Below are 19557 nucleotides of genomic sequence, written 5' to 3'. Positions count from 1 at the left end.
GCCGCTTATGAGCCAGAATACGCTGAAAGTTAACGAGTTACATGAAGATGCGGAATTCGACGAGAACGGAGCTGAGATTTTCGACGAGAAGGCTCTTGTTGAAAATGAACCTGGTGATAATGAACTAGCTGAAGAAGAGTTGTTGTCACAGGGTGCGACGCAACGTGTGTTAGATGCGACGCAGCTTTATCTCGGTGAGATTGGTTATTCGCCACTTTTAACGGCAGAGGAAGAAGTTTTCTTCGCTCGCCGGGCACTGAAAGGCGACATTCCTTCTCGTCGTCGCATGATTGAAAGTAACTTACGACTGGTGGTAAAGATTGCTCGTCGTTACAGCAATCGTGGTCTGGCGCTGTTGGACCTGATTGAAGAGGGCAACCTTGGCTTGATTCGTGCTGTTGAGAAGTTTGACCCGGAGCGTGGGTTCCGTTTCTCAACATACGCCACCTGGTGGATTCGTCAAACGATTGAACGGGCAATTATGAACCAAACCCGTACCATTCGTCTGCCGATTCACATCGTCAAGGAGTTGAACGTTTATCTGCGCACCGCGCGTGAACTGTCGCACAAGCTGGATCATGAGCCGAGTGCGGAAGAGATCGCCGAGCAGCTGGATAAACCGGTTGATGACGTAAGCCGTATGTTGCGTCTCAACGAACGCATTACCTCAGTTGATACGCCGTTAGGCGGGGATTCTGAGAAAGCGCTGCTGGATATCCTGGCCGATGAGAAAGATAACGGTCCGGAAGACACCACGCAGGACGATGACATGAAACAGAGCATCGTTAAGTGGTTGTTTGAACTGAATGCCAAGCAGCGTGAAGTGCTGGCGCGTCGTTTCGGCCTGTTAGGCTACGAAGCGGCAACGCTTGAGGATGTAGGCCGTGAAATCGGTCTGACCCGCGAGCGTGTTCGTCAGATTCAGGTTGAAGGTCTGCGTCGTCTGCGTGAAATCCTGCAGGCGCAGGGCCTGAGCATTGAAGCTCTGTTCCGCGAGTAACAATGTTCCTGCAATAAGGTAATGCGAAAGCGGTGGTCTAAGACCACCGCTTTTTTATTGCCTGCATTCAGTCACCGGCGGCTGAATGCAGGACGATTACAGCAGAGATTTGAGCCGATAAATCCATTCCAGCGCCTGACGCGGGGAAAGGGTATCGGGATCTAACGCTTCCAGCGCTTCAACCGCAGGCGATGTTTCTTCCACCAGCAGCGGCAGCTGTGGACCATCAGCGCGGGTAGCCGCCGCCGTGCCTGATAACGCCTCCAGCTCTTTCAGCTTTTGCCGCGCGCGCTTAATCACTTCTTTCGGTACGCCCGCCAGTGCGGCAACCGCCAGGCCGTAGCTTTTGCTGGCCGCGCCTTCCTGTACGCTGTGCATAAACGCGATGGTATCGCCATGCTCTACGGCATCCAGATGAACATTGGCCACGCCCTCCATTTTTTCAGCCAGCGTCGTCAGCTCAAAATAGTGGGTCGCAAACAGCGTCATCGCCTTGATACGGCTGGCAAGGCTTTCCGCACAGGCCCAGGCGAGGGAGAGACCATCATAGGTCGAGGTCCCGCGACCAATTTCATCCATCAGCACCAGGCTATGTTCAGTGGCGTTATGCAAAATATTGGCGGTTTCGGTCATCTCCACCATAAAGGTAGAGCGCCCTGAGGCGAGATCGTCGGCAGCGCCGACGCGCGTAAAGATCCGATCGACCGGCCCGATCGTCGCCTGCTCTGCCGGCACAAAACTGCCGATACAGGCCATCAGCACGATCAGCGCCGTCTGACGCATATAAGTACTCTTACCGCCCATATTCGGGCCGGTGATCACCAGCATGCGACGCTGCGGAGAAAGCGCCAGCGGGTTGGCGATAAAAGGCTCTTTCAGCACCTGTTCGACCACCGGATGACGGCCGCCGACGAGCTTGATGCCTGGCTTATCGCTTAATACCGGACGCGTATAGTTGAGCGTCCAGGCGCGTTCAGCCAGGTTGGTTAATACATCCAGTTCGGCCAGCGCAGCGGCGCTTTGCAGCAGCGCATCCAGATGCGGCAGCAGCAGATCGAAAAGCTCATCGTACAGCGCTTTTTCCAGCGCCAGCGCCTTACCTTTAGAGGTAAGCACTTTGTCTTCGTACTCTTTTAGCTCTGGAATGATGTAGCGTTCGGCATTTTTCAGCGTCTGGCGGCGTACATAATGTATCGGCACCAGATGGCTTTGCCCGCGGCTCACCTGGATGTAATAACCATGTACCGCGTTGAAGCCGACCTTCAACGTATCCAGCCCCAGCTTTTCACGCTCGCGGATTTCGAGGCGGTCCAGATAATCGGTAGCGCCATCGGCCAGCGCGCGCCATTCATCCAGCTCAGCGTTGTAACCTGGCGCAATCACGCCGCCGTCACGCACCAGCACCGGCGGCGCTTCAATAACGGCGCGCTCCAGCAGTTCGCGCAGTTCGCTAAACTCGCCCATCTGCTGGCGCAGCGTGGGAAGATGGCCGGCCTCTACGTCGGCTAACAGAGCATTCAGCTCCGGCAGCTGTTGGAAAGCGTGGCGCATGCGCGCCAGATCGCGCGGACGTGCGGTGCGCAGGGCCAGGCGCGCCAGGATACGTTCTAAATCGCCCACCTGGCGCAGTATCGGTTGCAGATCGCCGCTGAGATCCTGCAGGGCGGCGATGCTTTCCTGACGCTGCGTAATGATGCGGCTTTCTCTGACGGGGGTATGCAGCCAGCGTTTCAGCATGCGGCTGCCCATCGGCGTAACGGTTTTATCCAGTACGGCAGCCAGGGTGTTATCAACGCCGCCCGCCAGGTTCTGGGTAATCTCCAGGTTACGTCGCGTGGCGGCATCCATAATAATGCTGTCCTGCTGGCGTTCCATGGTCAGCGAGCGAATATGCGGCAGCGAGGTGCGCTGCGTATCTTTGACATATTGCAGCAGACAACCGGCGGCGCGCAGCGCAATATGGGCGTTTTCAACGCCGAAACCGATGAGATCGCGCGTGCCGAATTGCAGGTTAAGCTGCTGACGCGCGGTATCCAGCTCATACTCCCAGAGCGGACGACGACGCATGCCGCGACGATTTTCAATCAGATCCATCGCGGCGAAATCTTCCGGATAGAGCAGCTCGGCTGGGTTAGTGCGCTGTAGCTCGGCGGCCATCGCCTCGCGATCCGGCGGCTCGCTCAGCAGAAAGCGGCCTGAACTGATATCCAGCGTGGCATAGCCGAAACCGCGCGCGTCCTGCCAGATCGCCGCCAGTAAATTGTCCTGGCGTTCGTTAAGCAGGGCCTCATCGCTGATGGTGCCTGGCGTGACGATGCGCACCACTTTGCGCTCTACCGGGCCTTTGCTCAGCGCCGGATCGCCTACCTGTTCGCAAATCGCTACCGACTCGCCGAGCTGCACCAGCCTGGCCAGATAGTTTTCCACGGCGTGATAGGGCACGCCCGCCATGGGAATAGGCTCGCCGGCGGAGGCGCCGCGCCTGGTCAGGGAGATATCCAACAGTTGAGACGCGCGTTTAGCATCGTCATAAAACAGTTCATAGAAATCACCCATACGATAAAACAGCAGGATGTCGGGATGCTGCGCCTTCAAACGAAGGTACTGCTGCATCATCGGGGTGTGGTTACCAATATCCATATCTGTCGATCCTTTCACGGTCATGTCACTCAACTTGCATGTTCCTGTTGGTCTCTGCGGCGGACGGGGGATTCAGGCGGATCCTATCGCTAAAGCATCAAAAGCGCTACCCGACGTTAGCAGGCGTGGCGTCGGAAGGGGAGGTTTATCCTCTGCGGCGAGCGGCTTCTACGGCATGGCTCGCAAAGTCTACGAAGCTTGTGCTGCGTCAAAGGCGCGTCGTGAATAACGCTACCCACAGCAAAGTTAAGGTTATAGAATGAGCGCCTTTTTCGTTACCCTTTGGGTCGTAACTTTTGAGGTTCTAATGCAGACTTTACCTTCTTGTCCTAAATGCCATTCTGAATATACCTGGCAGGATGGCGATACGCTGAACTGTCCTGAATGTGGACATATCTGGTCGCAGCAGGATACGGCAACGCAGCAGGATCAGGAACTTGTGGTACGTGATGCCAACGGTACGCAGCTGGCGGACGGCGATAGCGTGACGGTGATTAAAGATCTCAAAGTCAAAGGCAGCTCTTCCGCGCTGAAGATCGGCACGAAAGTGAAAGGGATCCGTCTGGTGGAAGGCGATCATAATATCGATTGCAAGATCGACGGGTTTGGCCCGATGAAGCTTAAATCCGAGTTCGTGAAAAAGATCTAAGGCGAGCGAACCCTCTGGCAAAGCAGCTAAGCTCTGGCTTCGCTGCTGCCTTTGCTGTTAGCTGAACAACAGATCGATCGCCTCGCACTGCGCCTCGCTCAGCGTCCCGCCGCTGTTGCGCGCCACCGACGTCATATAGCCCTGTTTACGCGCCACCGCCGTTTTAATGGTGGTAACAAAGTCATCGCCGACGGTATAGATCGCCATCAGTTTGCCAATGCGCTGCTGGAACTGCGCCAGCGCGGGCAAATCGCCGGCCCGCCAGCTCTGCATCGCTTCGGCAAACATCGCCGGAACCAGATTATTTAACCCGCTGATCACCCCCGCGCCGCCGGCCAGCAGATTCGGCAGCAGATATTCGTCATAGCCGGACAGTACGGCAAAATCGCTGCGTACCTTTTTGGTTTCTTCTATTAAGGCGCGGTTATGCGACAGACAATCGGTAGTGTCTTTAATCCCGATAAAATTCGGCAACTCCGCTGCCAGTTCCGCCACCAGCATCGCATCCAGATCGCAACCGGTGCGCGCCGGGAAGTTATAGGCGAACCATTTGCCTTCCAGTTCATGATCCAGCTGGCGATAGTAAGTTAACAGCTGTTGCCGGGTCTGGCCGTAATACCAGGGCGGCAGCACCATAACCGCATCGTAACCGTTCTCCCAGGCGAGATGGGCTAACGCCACCATCTCGCTCTGACTGCCGCTGGAAATATTGGCCACCATGCTGAGCCGCGACATGCTGCGTGCTTCACGTATCAGTAATTTGCGCTCCGCGTGCGTCAGTGAAACAAACTCGCCGATGCTGCCCATCAGTAATAAAGTATCGATGCCGGAGGCGTCCAGACGCGCAAAGTGCTGCGCCAACGCTGGAAGATCCAGTTGATTGTCGCGGGTAAACGGGGTGACCGAAGGGCACCAGACGCCGGAAAAAGCAGGCTGTGTTTGCATAGGGTTCTCCGCAGGCGGGAATTGAAACGTTGTTTTAAACTAGCTGCTTTTCTGGTCAGGTGTCACAGCAGGCAGCACAATAATCCAACCGCGATCTCAATTTTCGTCTTTACTTAACCCGCTTTCCTGAAAAAAGCGCAACGCGCTTGTGTTATCGCGCCGCGCTATCCCGTTTAGCCTTCGCTGAAAAAGCATCCATACTAAATCTACCGGCAGTTTTCTGCGGCGGTAATATATCGCAGGGTAACCTTGCTAACTCAGGTCGCCGCCCGCATATAACGCAGGAACCTGCCTCGTAAAATGACCATGCTATTCAGGCGAAACGGCAAAAACGCTACGCCCTGCGTCCGCTTTATTGCTAACGTTGAATGATATAGCTAACAGGGACGAGACGATGACCGACGAACAACTTAAAGCGTTAAGCGCCGCTAACGGACAGCTGCTGCTACAGCGGCAGGCAACGGTAACCACTGCCGAATCCTGTACCGGCGGCTGGATTGCTAAAGTATTTACCGATATAGCGGGCAGTTCCGCCTGGTTTGAACGCGCTTTTATCACCTACAGTAACGATGCCAAACAGCAGATGGTGGGCGTTTCTGCAGCCAGCCTGCAGCAGTGGGGCGCGGTCAGCGAACAGGTGGTAAAAGAGATGGCCCAGGGAGCATTAAAAGAGGCCGGTGCCGACTTCGCTATTGCGGTCAGCGGCATTGCCGGACCGGATGGCGGCACGGCGGAAAAACCGGTCGGCACCGTCTGGTTCGGCTTTGCCGCAGCCACGGGCGAAACGCGACAAAAATGCGTTGTATTTCAGGGTGATCGTGATGCGGTGCGGCGGCAAACGGTCGCCACCGCGCTACAAATTTTGCATGACGATTTTCTCAAATATTTGACTTGATACTGTATGATTATACAGTATAATTACCATCCAATGAACGAGAGCACTGCACACAACTGTGGCGTGCTTTACCCCGGCATGATTAGGAGTAAAAATGGCTATCGACGAAAACAAGCAAAAGGCTCTGGCAGCAGCGCTGGGCCAAATTGAGAAGCAATTTGGTAAAGGCTCCATCATGCGCCTGGGTGAAGACCGCTCAATGGATGTGGAAACCATCTCGACCGGTTCACTTTCGCTTGATATCGCTCTTGGCGCTGGCGGCCTGCCAATGGGCCGTATTGTTGAGATTTACGGTCCGGAATCTTCCGGTAAAACCACGCTGACGCTGCAGGTGATTGCCGCCGCACAGCGTAAAGGTAAAACCTGCGCCTTTATCGATGCTGAACACGCGCTGGACCCGGTTTATGCGAAAAAGCTGGGCGTAGATATCGATAATCTGCTTTGTTCTCAGCCCGATACGGGCGAGCAGGCGCTGGAGATCTGTGATGCGCTGGCGCGTTCCGGTGCGGTAGACGTAATCATCGTCGACTCCGTGGCGGCGCTGACGCCGAAAGCGGAAATCGAAGGTGAAATCGGTGACTCACACATGGGTCTGGCGGCGCGTATGATGAGCCAGGCGATGCGTAAGCTGGCCGGTAACCTGAAGCAGTCCAACACGCTGCTGATCTTTATCAACCAGATCCGTATGAAAATCGGCGTTATGTTCGGTAACCCGGAAACCACTACCGGTGGTAACGCGCTGAAGTTCTACGCTTCCGTGCGCCTTGATATTCGCCGTATCGGCGCGATCAAAGAGGGCGACAACGTCGTCGGCAGCGAAACGCGCGTTAAAGTGGTGAAAAACAAGATCGCCGCGCCGTTTAAACAGGCTGAATTCCAGATCATGTACGGTGAAGGGATCAACATCTACGGCGAGCTGGTGGATCTGGGCGTGAAGCACAAGCTGATCGAGAAGGCGGGCGCATGGTATAGCTACAATGGCGATAAAATTGGCCAGGGTAAAGCGAATGCCAGCAACTACCTGAAGGAAAACAGCGCTGTGGCTAACGAAATCGAGCAGAAACTGCGCGACATGCTGCTGAACAATCCTGTTGAGGAAGGTAAAGCGGCTGTCCCAGCCGAGAATTACGAAGATACCGCTAGCGAAACTAACGAAGACTTCTAATTTCTTACCCCGGTCAGCCCAGCTGCCCGGGGTTTTTTGCTCTAATACTTTGTATCCTGCCGTAATTCTCGCTACCCTCGCTTTTTATCGCTTATCTCCTACTACCAACCTGACGGAAGCGTAATGACTGACAAGCCCGCAACTCCGGTCACTTTTGCACGTCTGCTGGATCGCGCCACGCGTATCCTTGCCATGCGCGACCATAGCGAAGCCGAGTTCCGTCGTAAGATGGCTCAGTCCGCCGCCCGTGCGGCGATGCGCCATGATGAACCGGCTGAAGAGATTCCAGAGGAACTGCTGGAGCAGGTTGTCGCCTGGTGCTATGAGCATAGTTGGCTGGACGATGTCCGTTTCGCCCAACGTTTTGTCGTTAGCCGCGGTCGCAAAGGCTATGGTCCGCAACGTATCCGCATGGAACTGGCGCAAAAGGGCATTAGCCGCGAGCTGGCGGAAACCGCCCTGAGCGAAGCGGAAATCGACTGGGCCGCGCAGGCTTTAGAAGCGGCCGAACGTAAATTCGGACTGCCGCTGCCGCAGGAGTGGAAGCAAAAATCTAAAGTGCTACGTTATCTTCAGGCTAAAGGATTTTTTATGGAAGATATCCAGTCGATTTATCGAAATAATGATGATTGAGTCGAGATGGGATTTTACTTCCCTCGGAAGAAAATTTATCTTATTCCCACTTTTTGTTGGTAACTCTTCACGCAGCCGTGTGGAACGCCCGCCCGGTGCCAAGGGAAGAACCTTCGTTAGCGTATTCCAGGATATTTATGAGCAAGAGTACTGCTGAGATCCGTCAAACGTTTCTCGATTTTTTCCATAGCAAGGGACACCAGGTTGTTGCCAGCAGCTCCCTCGTACCCCATAACGATCCGACGTTATTGTTTACTAACGCCGGGATGAACCAGTTTAAAGACGTTTTCCTTGGACAAGACAAGCGCAGCTACTCGCGTGCTACCACATCGCAGCGCTGCGTGCGCGCCGGTGGCAAGCATAACGACCTGGAAAACGTCGGTTACACCGCGCGTCACCACACCTTCTTTGAAATGCTGGGCAACTTCAGCTTTGGTGATTATTTCAAAAAAGAAGCGATCGCCTTCGCCTGGGAACTGCTGACTTCCGCGCAGTGGTTCAACCTGCCGAAAGAGCGTCTGTGGGTAACCGTTTACGAAACCGATAACGAAGCCTGGGACATTTGGGCCAATGACATTGGCGTGCCCGCAGAGCGTATTATCCGTATCGGCGATAATAAAGGCGGCGCTTACGCTTCAGATAACTTCTGGCAGATGGGCGATACCGGCCCGTGCGGCCCATGCAGTGAAATCTTCTACGATCATGGCGACCATATCTATGGCGGCCCGCCGGGCAGCCCAGAAGAAGATGGCGACCGCTATATTGAGATCTGGAACATCGTCTTTATGCAGTTTAACCGTCAGACAGACGGTACCATGCTGCCGCTGCCGAAACCTTCCGTTGATACCGGGATGGGCCTGGAGCGTATTTCAGCGGTGCTGCAGCACGTTAACTCCAACTATGAAATCGATCTGTTCCAGAAGCTTATCGCTTCCGTCGCGCAAGTGACCGGCAGCAGCGACCTTAGCAATAAATCCCTGCGGGTTATCGCCGACCATATTCGTTCCTGCGCTTTCCTGATTGCTGATGGCGTAATCCCTTCCAATGAGAACCGTGGCTATGTGCTGCGTCGTATCATTCGCCGCGCGGTGCGTCACGGCAACATGCTGGGCGCCAAAGGCAGCTTCTTCTATAAGCTGGTTGGGCCTTTAATCGAGGTGATGGGCAGCGCCGGTGAAGATCTGCAACGCCAGCAGGCGCAGGTAGAGCAGATCCTAAAAACGGAAGAAGAGCAATTTGCTAAAACGCTGGAGCGTGGTCTGGCGCTGCTGGATGAAGAGCTGGCTAATCTGCAAGGCGATACGCTGGATGGTGAAACCGTCTTCCGTCTGTACGATACCTTCGGCTTCCCGGCAGACCTGACGGCCGATGTCTGCCGTGAGCGTAATCTGAAGATTGATGAAGAGGGCTTTGAGCAGGCGATGGAGCGTCAGCGCCAGCGTGCGCGTGAAGCCAGCGGCTTTGGCGCTGACTACAGCAATGTCATCAGTATCGATTCAGCTTCCTCTTTCAAGGGTTACGATAATCTGGCGCTGAAATCTACTATCACCGCTATCTACGTTAACGGCCAGCCGGCTGATGAAATCAGCGCCGGTCAGGAAGGGGTGATTGTGCTGGATGAGACGCCATTTTATGGCGAATCCGGCGGTCAGGTAGGTGATACCGGCGTGCTGAAAGGCGCTAACGCTGAGTTTAACGTCAGCGATACGCAGAAGTATGCTCAGGCGATTGGCCACACCGGCAAACTGATCTCCGGTCATTTGCGCGTAGGCGATCGGCTGGATGCGCAGGTTGACGAAGCGCGTCGCGCGCGTATTCGCCTCAACCACTCAGCAACGCATTTGCTGCATGCCGCGCTGCGCCAGGTGCTGGGTACGCACGTCGCGCAGAAAGGCTCGCTGGTTAATGATAAATATCTGCGCTTCGACTTCTCGCACGCAGAGGCAATGAAGCCGCAAGAGATCCGTCAGGTTGAGGATATCGTCAATGCGCAGATTCGGCGTAACCTGCCGGTTGAGACCCACATCATGGATCTCGAAGAGGCCAAAGCAAAAGGCGCGATGGCGCTGTTTGGCGAGAAATATGATGCGCGCGTACGCGTGCTGTCGATGGGCGACTTCTCTACCGAGCTGTGCGGCGGCACGCATGCCAGCCGCACGGGCGATATCGGCCTGTTCCGTATTACCTCTGAGTCAGGCACGGCCGCCGGCATTCGTCGTATCGAGGCGATAACCGGCGAGGCTGCGCTGGCGCAGGTGAACGCGCAGGCTGAGCAGCTGCACGATATCGCGCAGCTGGTTAAGGCCAACAACAGTAATTTGAATGAAAAAGTGCGTGCTATGATCGATCATGCGCGCGCGCTGGAAAAAGAGCTACAGCAGTTAAAAGATCAGCAGGCAGCGCAAGAGAGCGCGTCCCTGAGCAGCAAAGCCAAAGATATCAATGGGGTGAAACTGTTGGTCAATGAGCTGAGCAACGTCGATCCGAAACTGCTGCGCACCATGGTTGATGAGTTAAAAAATCAGCTGGGTTCGGCAGTAATTGTTCTGGCGACGGTAGCAGAAGGGAAGGTTTCTCTGATTGCTGGCGTAACAAAAGATCTTACCGACCGTGTGAAAGCGGGCGAGCTGATTGGTGCCGTAGCGCAGCAGGTCGGCGGTAAAGGCGGCGGTCGTCCGGATATGGCGCAGGCGGGTGGTACGGATGCACAGGCGCTGCCTGCTGCGCTGGCCAGCGTTGAGTCCTGGGTGTCGGCTAAACTGTAAGAGATAACAAAGCAGTGTGGAAAGCGCCGTGGATGCCCTCCGCTGGCGCTTTTTAATGCAATCCGCACTCTGTAATAACAAAGTCAGGTTGAGGGTAATGATTTCGGCTAAACTAACTATCAGCAGAATGTATTAGCGTGACAAGATGCTTTGATGTATTTGTCATCATCTACGTTTAGCGCTATATGATGGATAATGCCGGGAACCCGACAGGCCCGACTCTTTTAATCTTTCAAGGAGCAAAGAATGCTTATTCTAACTCGTCGAGTTGGTGAAACCCTCATGATTGGCGATGAGGTGACGGTAACGGTACTGGGAGTTAAAGGTAACCAGGTTCGTATTGGCGTGAATGCGCCAAAAGAAGTATCAGTACACCGTGAAGAAATATATCAGCGCATCCAGGCTGAAAAGAGCCAACCGCAATAAAAGCTATACCGAATCCCGCGCCTCGCTCTCATTACAGCGAGGCGCAATGTTTTTATCCCACTCTTTTTTCTCTGCTGTTTTCCCCTGATTGTGAACTCCCTCCTGGCTCGCTGTTGATAATTCACCCTTTTTGCCGGCAAAATACGCGGATTGAGTGGCTTTTGTGCAATCAAACATTTGTTGGGAAAAATTGTTTGACTTATAAGTCCGGGAAAGTAATATGTGCGCCACGCAGTGCCGATGAGCGGAAACAAAGTTCAGCAGCACAGTTCGCAAGAACGCGTAAGGTGAGATGGCCGAGAGGCTGAAGGCGCTCCCCTGCTAAGGGAGTATGCGGTCAAAAGCTGCATCGAGGGTTCGAATCCCTCTCTCACCGCCATTTAATGATGCATCCGTAGCTCAGCTGGATAGAGTACTCGGCTACGAACCGAGCGGTCGGAGGTTCGAATCCTCCCGGATGCACCATCTCTAAGAAGTAAATCGATACAGTGTTAGCAGCCTGTGTCACGGTGAGTTGTCAGCACCCTGTGTTATACAAGAATTTGTTATGCATCCGTAGCTCAGCTGGATAGAGTACTCGGCTACGAACCGAGCGGTCGGAGGTTCGAATCCTCCCGGATGCACCATCTTCTCTGAAGGCGTTAGCGTTTAACTTCTTCTCAGGTATTTCCTCAGGTTAGTTGCAGTTCCCTCTGCTTTTCCGATGCATCCGTAGCTCAGCTGGATAGAGTACTCGGCTACGAACCGAGCGGTCGGAGGTTCGAATCCTCCCGGATGCACCATCTTTTCTTTTCCCGTTTTGATTAACGTTCTTGCATTTTATTCTGATTTATTCTCCTGCTTCGCTTCTTTATTCAATCCTTTTAACTGTTGATTTTTCCCCTGCCATTTTCACATTCTCTCTTTTCCTGTCGTTAGCATCGCCTCATCCAGGTTCCTGAACTCCCTGACCTTTTTCTGATTCCTAATTTTATCAATAGATTCAAAGCATTTGCTGTTCACTGCTACCGGCGACAACCTGCATACTTTACGTTAAAGTAATGGGGCATTTATTCACTGCCGGGAGAGGATATGTACGATCGCTATGATGGTCTGATTTTCGATATGGATGGTACCCTCCTTGATACCGAAACGACGCATCGTCAGGCCTGGGATCGGGTGCTGACGCGGTACGGCTTATCGTTTGATGAACAGGCGATGATTGGGCTGAACGGCTCGCCAACGTGGCGTGTGGCAGAGTTTATTATTGCCAGCCATCAGGCCGAACTTGATCCTTTCCAGCTGGCAGCTGAAAAAACGGCGGCCGTTAAGACTATGTTGTTTGACAGCGTCCGCCCATTGCCACTTATCGATGTGGTAAAAGCGTATCACGGACGCAAACTCATGGCGGTCGGTACCGGCAGTGAGCATGCCATGGCCGATGCATTATTACAGCATCTGCAGCTGCGTCACTATTTTGACGTTATCGTCGGCGCCGATGATGTCACGCGCCACAAACCCGAACCCGACACCTTTTTGCGCTGTGCCGCGCTGATGGGCGTCACGCCTGAAAAATGCGTGGTGTTCGAGGATGCCGACTTCGGTCTACAGGCAGCGCATGCCGCCGGTATGGCTGCGGTAGACGTGCGCTTATTGTGAATGACATTCTGAGTTACGGTTCGCTATTTGCCAGCAGTTTTCTGAGCGCCACGCTGCTTCCCGGTAGCTCTGAAGTGCTGTTGGTTACGTTACTACTGGCAGGGAAAACGCCGGCATTAGGTTTGATTTTTGTCGCAGCCGTGGGGAACACGCTCGGCGGATTAACAAATGTGGTTATTGGCCGCTTACTGCCGCCAAAGCAGGGGAGATGGCATAACACAGCAATGGCGTGGTTGCGTCGGTTTGGTCCTGCAGCGCTGTTATTCAGCTGGTTACCGCTGATTGGCGATCTGCTGTGCGTCCTGGCTGGATGGTTGCGTTTCTCATGGCTGCCGGTAGTGCTGTTTTTGGCTATCGGAAAGACTCTGCGTTACGTAGTGGTCGCGACCGCAACTTTACAGGGCATGGCGTGGTGGCATTGATTCATTCAGAATCGGGGCTACGGTTAACATTATGCTAAACAAAAATAAATTATTCTCTGAGCGGGAGGTCACTTTGATCCCGGACGTATCACAGGCGCTTTCCTGGCTGGAAGCACACCCTGACGCCCTGAAAGGTATTGGTCGCGGCATTGAGCGTGAAACGCTGCGTGTCAGGTCAAACGGTAAAATCGCAACAACCGGCCATCCGGCGGATCTTGGCGCAGCGTTGACTCATAAATGGATTACGACCGATTTCGCCGAGTCGCTGCTGGAATTTATTACGCCTGTCGATCGCGATATCGATCACCTGCTGGCGTTTTTACGCGATATCCATCGTCACGTCGCCCGCGAGTTAGGCGAAGAGCGGATGTGGCCCTTCAGCATGCCCTGCGTGATTGAAAACAGCGATGATATTCAGCTGGCGCAGTATGGCAGTTCGAATATTGGGCGGATGAAAACCCTCTATCGCGAAGGTTTAAAAAACCGCTATGGCGCGCTGATGCAGACCATCTCCGGCGTGCACTATAACTTCTCGCTGCCGCTCTCTTTCTGGCAGGCCTGGGCCGGCGTAAAAGATATGGAAAGCGGCAAAGAGGCTATCTCTGCCGGCTACCTGCGCTTAATTCGCAACTATTATCGCTTCGGCTGGGTCATTCCCTATCTGTTTGGCGCGTCGCCGGCGGTTTGTTCGACTTTCTTGCAGGGGAAAGAGAGCAGCCTGCCTTTTGAGCGGAACGAGCGCGGCATGCTCTGGCTGCCGTACGCGACGTCGCTGCGCTTAAGCGACCTGGGCTACACCAACAAATCGCAGAGCAGCCTGGGCATTACCTTTAACACGCTGGCAGGCTATGTCGAGGCGTTGAAGAAGGCGATCAAAACCCCGTCTGAAGAATATGCCCGTATGGGCGTCAAAGATCAGGACGGGCGCTGGCTGCAGTTGAATACCAATGTGTTGCAGATAGAGAATGAACTCTATGCGCCGATTCGGCCGAAACGTGTGACGCGTTCCGGCGAAGCGCCGTCCGATGCGTTGGCGCGCGGCGGCATTGAATATATTGAAGTGCGTTCGCTGGATATTAACCCGTTCTCGCCAGTTGGCGTTGATGAAACCCAGGTGCGTTTCCTCGATCTGTTCCTGATCTGGTGTACGCTGGCGGACGCCCCGGAAATGAGCAGCGCCGAGCTGCAGTGCGCACGGCAGAACTGGAATCGCGTTATCCTTGAGGGCCGTAAGCCGGGCCAGACCATCGGCATTGGCTGTGACGATACGCGCCAGCCGTTAACGATGGTAGGCAAAGCGCTGTTTGCCGATCTGAAACGCGTAGCGGAAGTGCTTGATAGTCAGTCCGGTACGCCGGATTACCAGCAGGTGTGCGATCGACTGGTCGCCTCTTTTGACGATCCTGAGTTAACCTATTCTGCCCGTATTCTGCAAACGATGTTAGATAACGGCATCAGCGGAACCGGATTGGCGTTGGCCGAACAGTATCGACAGCTACTGACGGAAGAGCCGCTACAGGTGTTGTCCGAGCAAGATTTCACCCAGGAAGCGCGCCGTTCGCGTGATGCGCAGCTGGAACTGGAAGCGGCGGATAACCTGAGCTTTGCTGAGTTTTTGGCGAGCAAGAAAGGATAAAAAAGAAAATGGCCACATCACTGTGGCCAAATGAACATCTCTGTTGTCAGGGATGATGATAACAAATGCGCGTCTTTCACTTATTCAGACGCACGGCGAACAGAAAAGTTTCATCGTTCACAAAAAATTTTTTAGCTGAGGTAACGATATGCCATTACTGGACAGTTTTACCGTTGATCATACGCGTATGGCCGCACCGGCAGTACGCGTAGCCAAAACCATGAACACCCCTCATGGCGATACCATCACGGTATTTGACCTGCGCTTCTGCGTGCCAAATAAAGAAGTGATGCCGGAACGCGGTATCCACACGCTTGAGCACCTGTTCGCAGGCTTTATGCGTAACCATCTGAACGGTGACGGCGTAGAAATTATTGATATCTCTCCGATGGGATGCCGCACCGGCTTTTACATGAGCCTGATCGGTACGCCTTCCGAGCAGCGCGTGGCCGACTCCTGGAAAGCGGCGATGAATGATGTGCTGAAGGTCAACGATCAGAATCAGATCCCGGAACTGAATGAATATCAGTGCGGCACTTACCAGATGCACTCGCTGGATGAGGCGAAAGATATCGCACGTCATATCATTGAGCATGACGTACGCGTTAACCATAACGATGAGCTGGCGCTGCCGAAAGATAAGCTGAAAGAGCTGGAAATTCACTAAGCGTGAAGCACAAAAAAGGCCGCGTATGCGGCCTTTTTTATGCCTGGCAGGTTAAGAGCCGATACTGGATTTCAGCGGCTGTTGCGGCGTGACCCTGATCTGCTTCACCATATTGTCCTGCACATCCAGAATATCGATAGCGTAGTTCTCTATCTGGATGCGCGTGCCTGCCTGCGGGATCTCTTCCAGCTCTTCCAGCAGCATGCCGTTGACGGTACGCGCTTCTTCCTGCGGCAGATGCCAGTTAAACGCTTTGTTGATCTCCCGTACGTTAGCCGTGCCTTCAATCAGCACCGAGCCATCGCTCTGCGGCATCACTTCCTCGGCCAGCGAAGGGGACATAGAGGTGGTGAAGTCGCCGACGATCTCTTCCAGAATATCTTCAATGGTGACCAGCCCTTTAATATCGCCATACTCATCCACCACCAACCCAACTTTCTTCTTATTGCGCTGAAATTTAACCAGCTGCACATTAAGCGGCGTGCCTTCCGGCACATAGTAAATTTCATCGGCAGCGCGCAGCAGGTTCTCTTTGGTGAACTCTTTTTTCTCGGTCATCATGCGCCACGCTTCACGCACGCGCAGCATCGCTACGGCGTCGTCCAGCGAGTCGCGGAATAAGACGATACGGCCGTGTGGCGAGTGTGAAACCTGACGCTCGATCGATTTCCAGTCATCGTTGATGTTGATGCCGACGATCTCATTGCGCGGCACCATAATGTCATCCACGTTCACCTTTTCCAGATCCAGCACCGACAGCAGCATCTCCTGATGGCGGCGCGACATCAGCGAGCGGGACTCATAAACGATGGTGCGCAGCTCATCTTTATTCAACGCAGAGCTGATGGAGCCGTCAGATTTGATGCCGACCATCCGCATCAGCAGGCGGGTAATGGTGTTTAGCAGCCAGACCAGCGGCATCATTACCACCTGCAGCGGCCCCAGGAGCAGGCTGCTGGGATAGGCCACTTTTTCCGGATAGAGGGCAGCGATGGTTTTCGGCAGTACTTCGGCGAAAATCAAGACCGCAAACGTCAGCACGCCGGTGGCGATGGCGACGCCGGCGTTGCCGTACAGGCGCATCCCGACGATGGTCGCCAGCGCCGAGGCGAGAATGTTGACCAGGTTGTTGCCGATCAGCACCAGGCTAATTAAACGGTCTGGCCGACGCAGCAATTTCTCCACGCGGCGTGCGCTGCGGTTGCCGTTTTTCGCTTTATGGCGCAGCCGGTAGCGGTTAAGGGTCATCATGCCGGTCTCGGAACCGGAAAAGTAAGCCGAGACCAGAATCATCACAACCAGCGTAATAATCAGTGTGGTGGTTGAAACGTGTTCCAACGCGAAATCCTTGTATATATCAGTGTGTAAGCAGGTGCTGAAGTACGCGACTGCCGAAGTAAGACATGGTTAACAACAGCGCGCCGCCGCAGTTAAACCAGACGACGCGACGGCCGCGCCAGCCTTCATGATAGTGTCCCCAGAGCAAAACGATATAAACAAACCAGGCCAAAATCGACAGCACGGCTTTATCCACGTTCTCCGGAGAGAAGAGATTCTTCATATAAAACAGGCCGGTACAGAGCACCAGCGTCAGCAGCACCACGCCAACCTGGGTAATATGAAACATTTTGCGCTCAATCGTCATCAGCGGCGGCACATCGTTGCTAAAGGCCAGCCGCTTATTTTTCAGCTGATAATCGATCCATGCCAGCTGTAGCGCATACAGCGCGGCAATAATCAGCGTGGCGTAGGCGAACAACGCCAGCCCGATATGGATCATCATGCCGGGCGTGGTTTCCAGATGGGTAATAAACGCATTGGGCACAAAGGTGGCGAAGGCGAGATTGATCAGCGCGAAGCTATAAACAATCGGCAGCAGCAGCCAGCCACGGTTACGCGAGGCGACAATGGTCATAATAATGCAGATCAGCAAGCTGACCAGTGAACCAATGTTCAGCAGGCTAAGGTTCTGCGCCCCGTTGACGAAGATGCGCTGCTGAAGGGCCACCGCATGCGCCGCCAGCGCCAGCGTTGCCGACAGCACGGCCATGCGTCGCCAGGCACCGTTATTCCGCAGCAGGCTGGGAATGATCAGAGCAAGGCTAAATGAGTAGGCAAAGAGCGCCAGAATCGCAAAAGCAGACATAGAATGGTCAAATATCGGAAAGATGAAGAAAAACGCAGTATAGCGCCAGCCAGAGTTTGCTCCAAACGTTCTCATTGTCGATTGCAGAGATCGCCAATGCTTCGTGTTATAATCCGCCACATTGTGTCGCCCAGGCGGCTCTGTTTTATCTTGAGCGAGAGACAATGTTTGATAATTTAACCGATCGATTGTCGCAAACCCTGCGCAATATCAGCGGCCGCGGAAGGCTGACCGAAGAGAACGTCAAAGAAACCCTGCGTGAAGTGCGCATGGCTCTGCTGGAGGCGGATGTCGCGCTGCCGGTAGTGCGTGAATTTATTAACCGCGTAAAAGAGCGCGCGGTTGGGCACGAAGTAAATAAAAGCCTGACGCCAGGTCAGGAATTTATCAAGATCGTGCGTAATGAGCTGGTTGAAGCGATGGGGTCGGAAAACCATGCGCTTAACCTGGCCGCGCAGCCGCCGGCTGTGGTGCTGATGGCGGGTCTGCAGGGCGCGGGTAAAACCACCAGCGTCGGTAAGCTCGGTAAGTTCCTGCGTGAAAAGCACAAGAAAAAAGTGCTGGTGGTTTCTGCCGACGTCTATCGTCCGGCGGCGATCAAACAGCTGGAAACGCTGGCGCAGCAGGTGGGCGTCGATTTCTGCCCATCCGATCTCAACCAGAAGCCGGTTGATATCGTTAACAACGCGCTAAAAGAAGCAAAGCTTAAATTCTACGACGTGCTGCTGGTGGATACCGCCGGTCGTCTGCACGTCGATGAAGCGATGATGGATGAGATCAAACAGGTGCACGCCGCGATTAATCCGGTGGAAACGCTGTTTGTGGTCGATGCCATGACCGGTCAGGATGCCGCCAATACGGCGAAGGCGTTCAATGAAGCGCTGCCGCTAACCGGCGTTATTCTAACCAAGGTTGATGGCGATGCCCGCGGCGGCGCCGCGCTCTCGATTCGTCATATCACCGGCAAACCAATTAAGTTTATGGGCGTCGGCGAAAAGACCGAAGCGCTGGAGCCGTTTTATCCCGATCGCCTGGCCTCGCGGATTCTGGGCATGGGCGATGTGCTGTCGCTGATCGAAGATATCGAAAGCAAGGTCGATCGCGCCCAGGCTGAGAAGCTGGCGAATAAGCTGAAGAAAGGCGACGGCTTCGACCTGAACGACTTTCTGGAACAGCTGAAACAGATGCGCAACATGGGCGGCATGGCCAGCCTGATGGGAAAACTTCCCGGAATGGGGCAACTGCCCGATAACGTGAAGTCGCAGATGGATGACAAAGTGCTGGTGCGGATGGAGGCGATGATCAATTCCATGACGCGCAAAGAGCGTGAAAAACCTGAGATTATCAAAGGCTCACGCAAGCGTCGCATCGCCGCTGGCTCAGGCATGCAGGTGCAGGATGTCAACCGTATGCTGAAGCAGTTTGACGATATGCAGCGCATGATGAAAAAGATGAAAAAGGGCGGCATGGCGAAAATGCTGCGCGGAATGAAAGGCATGATGCCGCCGGGCTTTCCGGGGCGTTAAGACGTTTCATTGTAAAGTACCGAAGGCTTGCTTAGTTTAGATTGCTTTTTGCGCCAAAATGAGTAAAATTTTCGGGCTTTTTATACGACACCCGGGCCCCGTTCCTCGATGGGGCCCGGTTGTTTTATTAACTGAAGAGGATGTTATGGTAACAATTCGTTTGGCACGTCACGGCGCGAAAAAGCGTCCGTTCTATCAGGTTGTCGTTACTGACAGCCGCAACGCACGCAATGGCCGTTTCATTGAGCGTGTAGGCTTCTTCAACCCGATCGCATCTGGTCAGGCTGAAGCACTGCGTCTGGACCTGGACCGTATTGAGCACTGGGTTGGCCAGGGCGCTACGCTGTCCGATCGCGTTAACGCGCTGATCAAAGAAGCTAAAAAAGCAGCTTAATCTGTCACGG

The 19557-nt window shown here is 54.2% G+C and carries 17 protein-coding genes and 4 tRNA genes; 17 read left to right on the top strand and 4 right to left on the bottom strand.

Going from position 1 to position 19557, the window contains the following annotated elements; all coding sequences use genetic code 11:
* The first annotated feature begins 7 nt into the window (after positions 1-7).
* On the top strand, positions 8-1000 hold the full coding sequence (gene rpoS / locus K6958_RS16255; RefSeq protein WP_085070446.1) for an RNA polymerase sigma factor RpoS: 993 nt from the start codon (positions 8-10) through the stop codon (positions 998-1000).
* 96 nt (positions 1001-1096) lie between these two features.
* On the opposite strand, the gene mutS is transcribed toward rpoS, so the two are convergent.
* Positions 1097-3640 carry a DNA mismatch repair protein MutS gene (gene mutS, locus K6958_RS16250; protein WP_434085224.1) on the bottom strand — a complete coding sequence of 848 codons (2544 nt, stop codon included), beginning with the start codon at positions 3638-3640 and terminating at the stop codon, positions 1097-1099.
* A gap of 307 nt (positions 3641-3947) precedes the next feature.
* Here mutS and K6958_RS16245 point away from each other — a divergent pair, with 307 nt between their 5' ends.
* Positions 3948-4289 (top strand): zinc ribbon domain-containing protein YjdM, encoded by a 342-nt coding sequence (locus K6958_RS16245; protein ID WP_249892075.1) that lies wholly within the window; start codon positions 3948-3950, stop codon positions 4287-4289.
* Between the two features lie 57 nt (positions 4290-4346).
* On the opposite strand, the gene K6958_RS16240 is transcribed toward K6958_RS16245, so the two are convergent.
* Positions 4347-5234 (bottom strand): dihydrodipicolinate synthase family protein, encoded by an 888-nt coding sequence (locus K6958_RS16240; RefSeq protein ID WP_249892074.1) that lies wholly within the window; start codon positions 5232-5234, stop codon positions 4347-4349.
* A 394-nt stretch (positions 5235-5628) separates the two neighbouring features.
* On the opposite strand from K6958_RS16240, the gene pncC reads away from it, so the two are divergent.
* The 13 genes from pncC to luxS all read left to right on the top strand — a co-directional run bounded on the left by pncC (position 5629) and on the right by luxS (position 15481).
* Positions 5629-6129 (top strand): nicotinamide-nucleotide amidase, encoded by a 501-nt coding sequence (gene pncC / locus K6958_RS16235; RefSeq protein WP_249892073.1) that lies wholly within the window; start codon positions 5629-5631, stop codon positions 6127-6129.
* A 94-nt stretch (positions 6130-6223) separates the two neighbouring features.
* Positions 6224-7294: a recombinase RecA gene (gene recA, locus K6958_RS16230; RefSeq protein WP_249892072.1), complete on the top strand. Its 1071-nt coding sequence runs from the start codon at positions 6224-6226 to the stop codon at positions 7292-7294.
* A 123-nt stretch (positions 7295-7417) separates the two neighbouring features.
* Positions 7418-7927 (top strand): regulatory protein RecX, encoded by a 510-nt coding sequence (locus K6958_RS16225; RefSeq protein WP_249892071.1) that lies wholly within the window; start codon positions 7418-7420, stop codon positions 7925-7927.
* Between the two features lie 137 nt (positions 7928-8064).
* The gene (gene alaS, locus K6958_RS16220; protein WP_249892070.1) at positions 8065-10692 is read left to right on the top strand and encodes an alanine--tRNA ligase; all 2628 of its coding nucleotides are present in this window, start codon (positions 8065-8067) and stop codon (positions 10690-10692) included.
* A 246-nt stretch (positions 10693-10938) separates the two neighbouring features.
* Positions 10939-11118, top strand: a complete 180-nt coding sequence (gene csrA / locus K6958_RS16215; protein ID WP_038624529.1) for a carbon storage regulator CsrA — start codon at positions 10939-10941, stop codon at positions 11116-11118.
* Between the two features lie 286 nt (positions 11119-11404).
* Positions 11405-11497 (top strand) — tRNA-Ser (locus K6958_RS16210).
* Between the two features lie 9 nt (positions 11498-11506).
* Positions 11507-11583, top strand: a tRNA-Arg gene (locus tag K6958_RS16205).
* 84 nt (positions 11584-11667) lie between these two features.
* Positions 11668-11744 (top strand) — tRNA-Arg (locus tag K6958_RS16200).
* Positions 11745-11823: 79 nt separating this feature from the next.
* A tRNA-Arg gene (locus tag K6958_RS16195) sits at positions 11824-11900 on the top strand.
* Positions 11901-12189: 289 nt separating this feature from the next.
* Entirely contained in the window at positions 12190-12756 is a 567-nt protein-coding gene (yqaB, locus tag K6958_RS16190; RefSeq protein ID WP_249892069.1) for a fructose-1-phosphate/6-phosphogluconate phosphatase, read from the top strand.
* Positions 12753-13178 carry a YqaA family protein gene (locus tag K6958_RS16185; protein ID WP_249892068.1) on the top strand — a complete coding sequence of 142 codons (426 nt, stop codon included), beginning with the start codon at positions 12753-12755 and terminating at the stop codon, positions 13176-13178. The genes yqaB and K6958_RS16185 overlap by 4 nt, the downstream gene beginning before the upstream one ends.
* 31 nt (positions 13179-13209) lie before the next feature.
* Positions 13210-14814 (top strand): glutamate--cysteine ligase, encoded by a 1605-nt coding sequence (gshA, locus tag K6958_RS16180; RefSeq protein ID WP_249892067.1) that lies wholly within the window; start codon positions 13210-13212, stop codon positions 14812-14814.
* Positions 14815-14962: 148 nt separating this feature from the next.
* Positions 14963-15481 carry an S-ribosylhomocysteine lyase gene (luxS, locus tag K6958_RS16175; RefSeq protein ID WP_249892066.1) on the top strand — a complete coding sequence of 173 codons (519 nt, stop codon included), beginning with the start codon at positions 14963-14965 and terminating at the stop codon, positions 15479-15481.
* Between the two features lie 51 nt (positions 15482-15532).
* Here luxS and K6958_RS16170 read toward each other — a convergent pair whose 3' ends face one another.
* Together K6958_RS16170 and K6958_RS16165 are read right to left on the bottom strand one after the other, a co-directional pair.
* Positions 15533-16819, bottom strand: coding sequence for an HlyC/CorC family transporter (locus K6958_RS16170; protein ID WP_249892065.1), 1287 nt, complete (start codon positions 16817-16819; stop codon positions 15533-15535).
* A 19-nt stretch (positions 16820-16838) separates the two neighbouring features.
* A complete protein-coding gene (locus tag K6958_RS16165; protein WP_249892064.1) occupies positions 16839-17627 on the bottom strand; it encodes a cytochrome C assembly family protein in 789 nt (262 codons plus the stop codon).
* Positions 17628-17791: 164 nt separating this feature from the next.
* Between K6958_RS16165 and ffh the strand changes: the two genes are divergently transcribed.
* Complete coding sequence (gene ffh / locus K6958_RS16160; protein WP_249892063.1) at positions 17792-19153, top strand: signal recognition particle protein; 1362 nt, start codon at positions 17792-17794, stop codon at positions 19151-19153.
* A 145-nt stretch (positions 19154-19298) separates the two neighbouring features.
* Entirely contained in the window at positions 19299-19547 is a 249-nt protein-coding gene (rpsP, locus tag K6958_RS16155; protein WP_033739514.1) for a 30S ribosomal protein S16, read from the top strand.
* The last annotated feature ends 10 nt before the right edge of the window (positions 19548-19557 follow it).

Origin of the sequence: Mixta hanseatica, from assembly GCF_023517775.1 — a bacterium.
Taxonomy (GTDB): domain Bacteria; phylum Pseudomonadota; class Gammaproteobacteria; order Enterobacterales; family Enterobacteriaceae; genus Mixta; species Mixta hanseatica.
Note: the sequence above shows the minus strand (reverse complement) of the source record. Positions and strands in the feature narration are given on the sequence as shown.

Coding starts and splice junctions, on each gene's coding strand:
- rpoS (WP_085070446.1), top strand. CDS start 8: ATGAGCCAGAATACGCTGAAAGTTAACGAGTTACATGAAGATGCGGAA.
- mutS (WP_434085224.1), bottom strand. CDS start 3,640: ATGGATATTGGTAACCACACCCCGATGATGCAGCAGTACCTTCGTTTG.
- K6958_RS16245 (WP_249892075.1), top strand. CDS start 3,948: ATGCAGACTTTACCTTCTTGTCCTAAATGCCATTCTGAATATACCTGG.
- K6958_RS16240 (WP_249892074.1), bottom strand. CDS start 5,234: ATGCAAACACAGCCTGCTTTTTCCGGCGTCTGGTGCCCTTCGGTCACC.
- pncC (WP_249892073.1), top strand. CDS start 5,629: ATGACCGACGAACAACTTAAAGCGTTAAGCGCCGCTAACGGACAGCTG.
- recA (WP_249892072.1), top strand. CDS start 6,224: ATGGCTATCGACGAAAACAAGCAAAAGGCTCTGGCAGCAGCGCTGGGC.
- K6958_RS16225 (WP_249892071.1), top strand. CDS start 7,418: ATGACTGACAAGCCCGCAACTCCGGTCACTTTTGCACGTCTGCTGGAT.
- alaS (WP_249892070.1), top strand. CDS start 8,065: ATGAGCAAGAGTACTGCTGAGATCCGTCAAACGTTTCTCGATTTTTTC.
- csrA (WP_038624529.1), top strand. CDS start 10,939: ATGCTTATTCTAACTCGTCGAGTTGGTGAAACCCTCATGATTGGCGAT.
- yqaB (WP_249892069.1), top strand. CDS start 12,190: ATGTACGATCGCTATGATGGTCTGATTTTCGATATGGATGGTACCCTC.
- gshA (WP_249892067.1), top strand. CDS start 13,210: ATGCTAAACAAAAATAAATTATTCTCTGAGCGGGAGGTCACTTTGATC.
- luxS (WP_249892066.1), top strand. CDS start 14,963: ATGCCATTACTGGACAGTTTTACCGTTGATCATACGCGTATGGCCGCA.
- K6958_RS16165 (WP_249892064.1), bottom strand. CDS start 17,627: ATGTCTGCTTTTGCGATTCTGGCGCTCTTTGCCTACTCATTTAGCCTT.
- ffh (WP_249892063.1), top strand. CDS start 17,792: ATGTTTGATAATTTAACCGATCGATTGTCGCAAACCCTGCGCAATATC.
- rpsP (WP_033739514.1), top strand. CDS start 19,299: ATGGTAACAATTCGTTTGGCACGTCACGGCGCGAAAAAGCGTCCGTTC.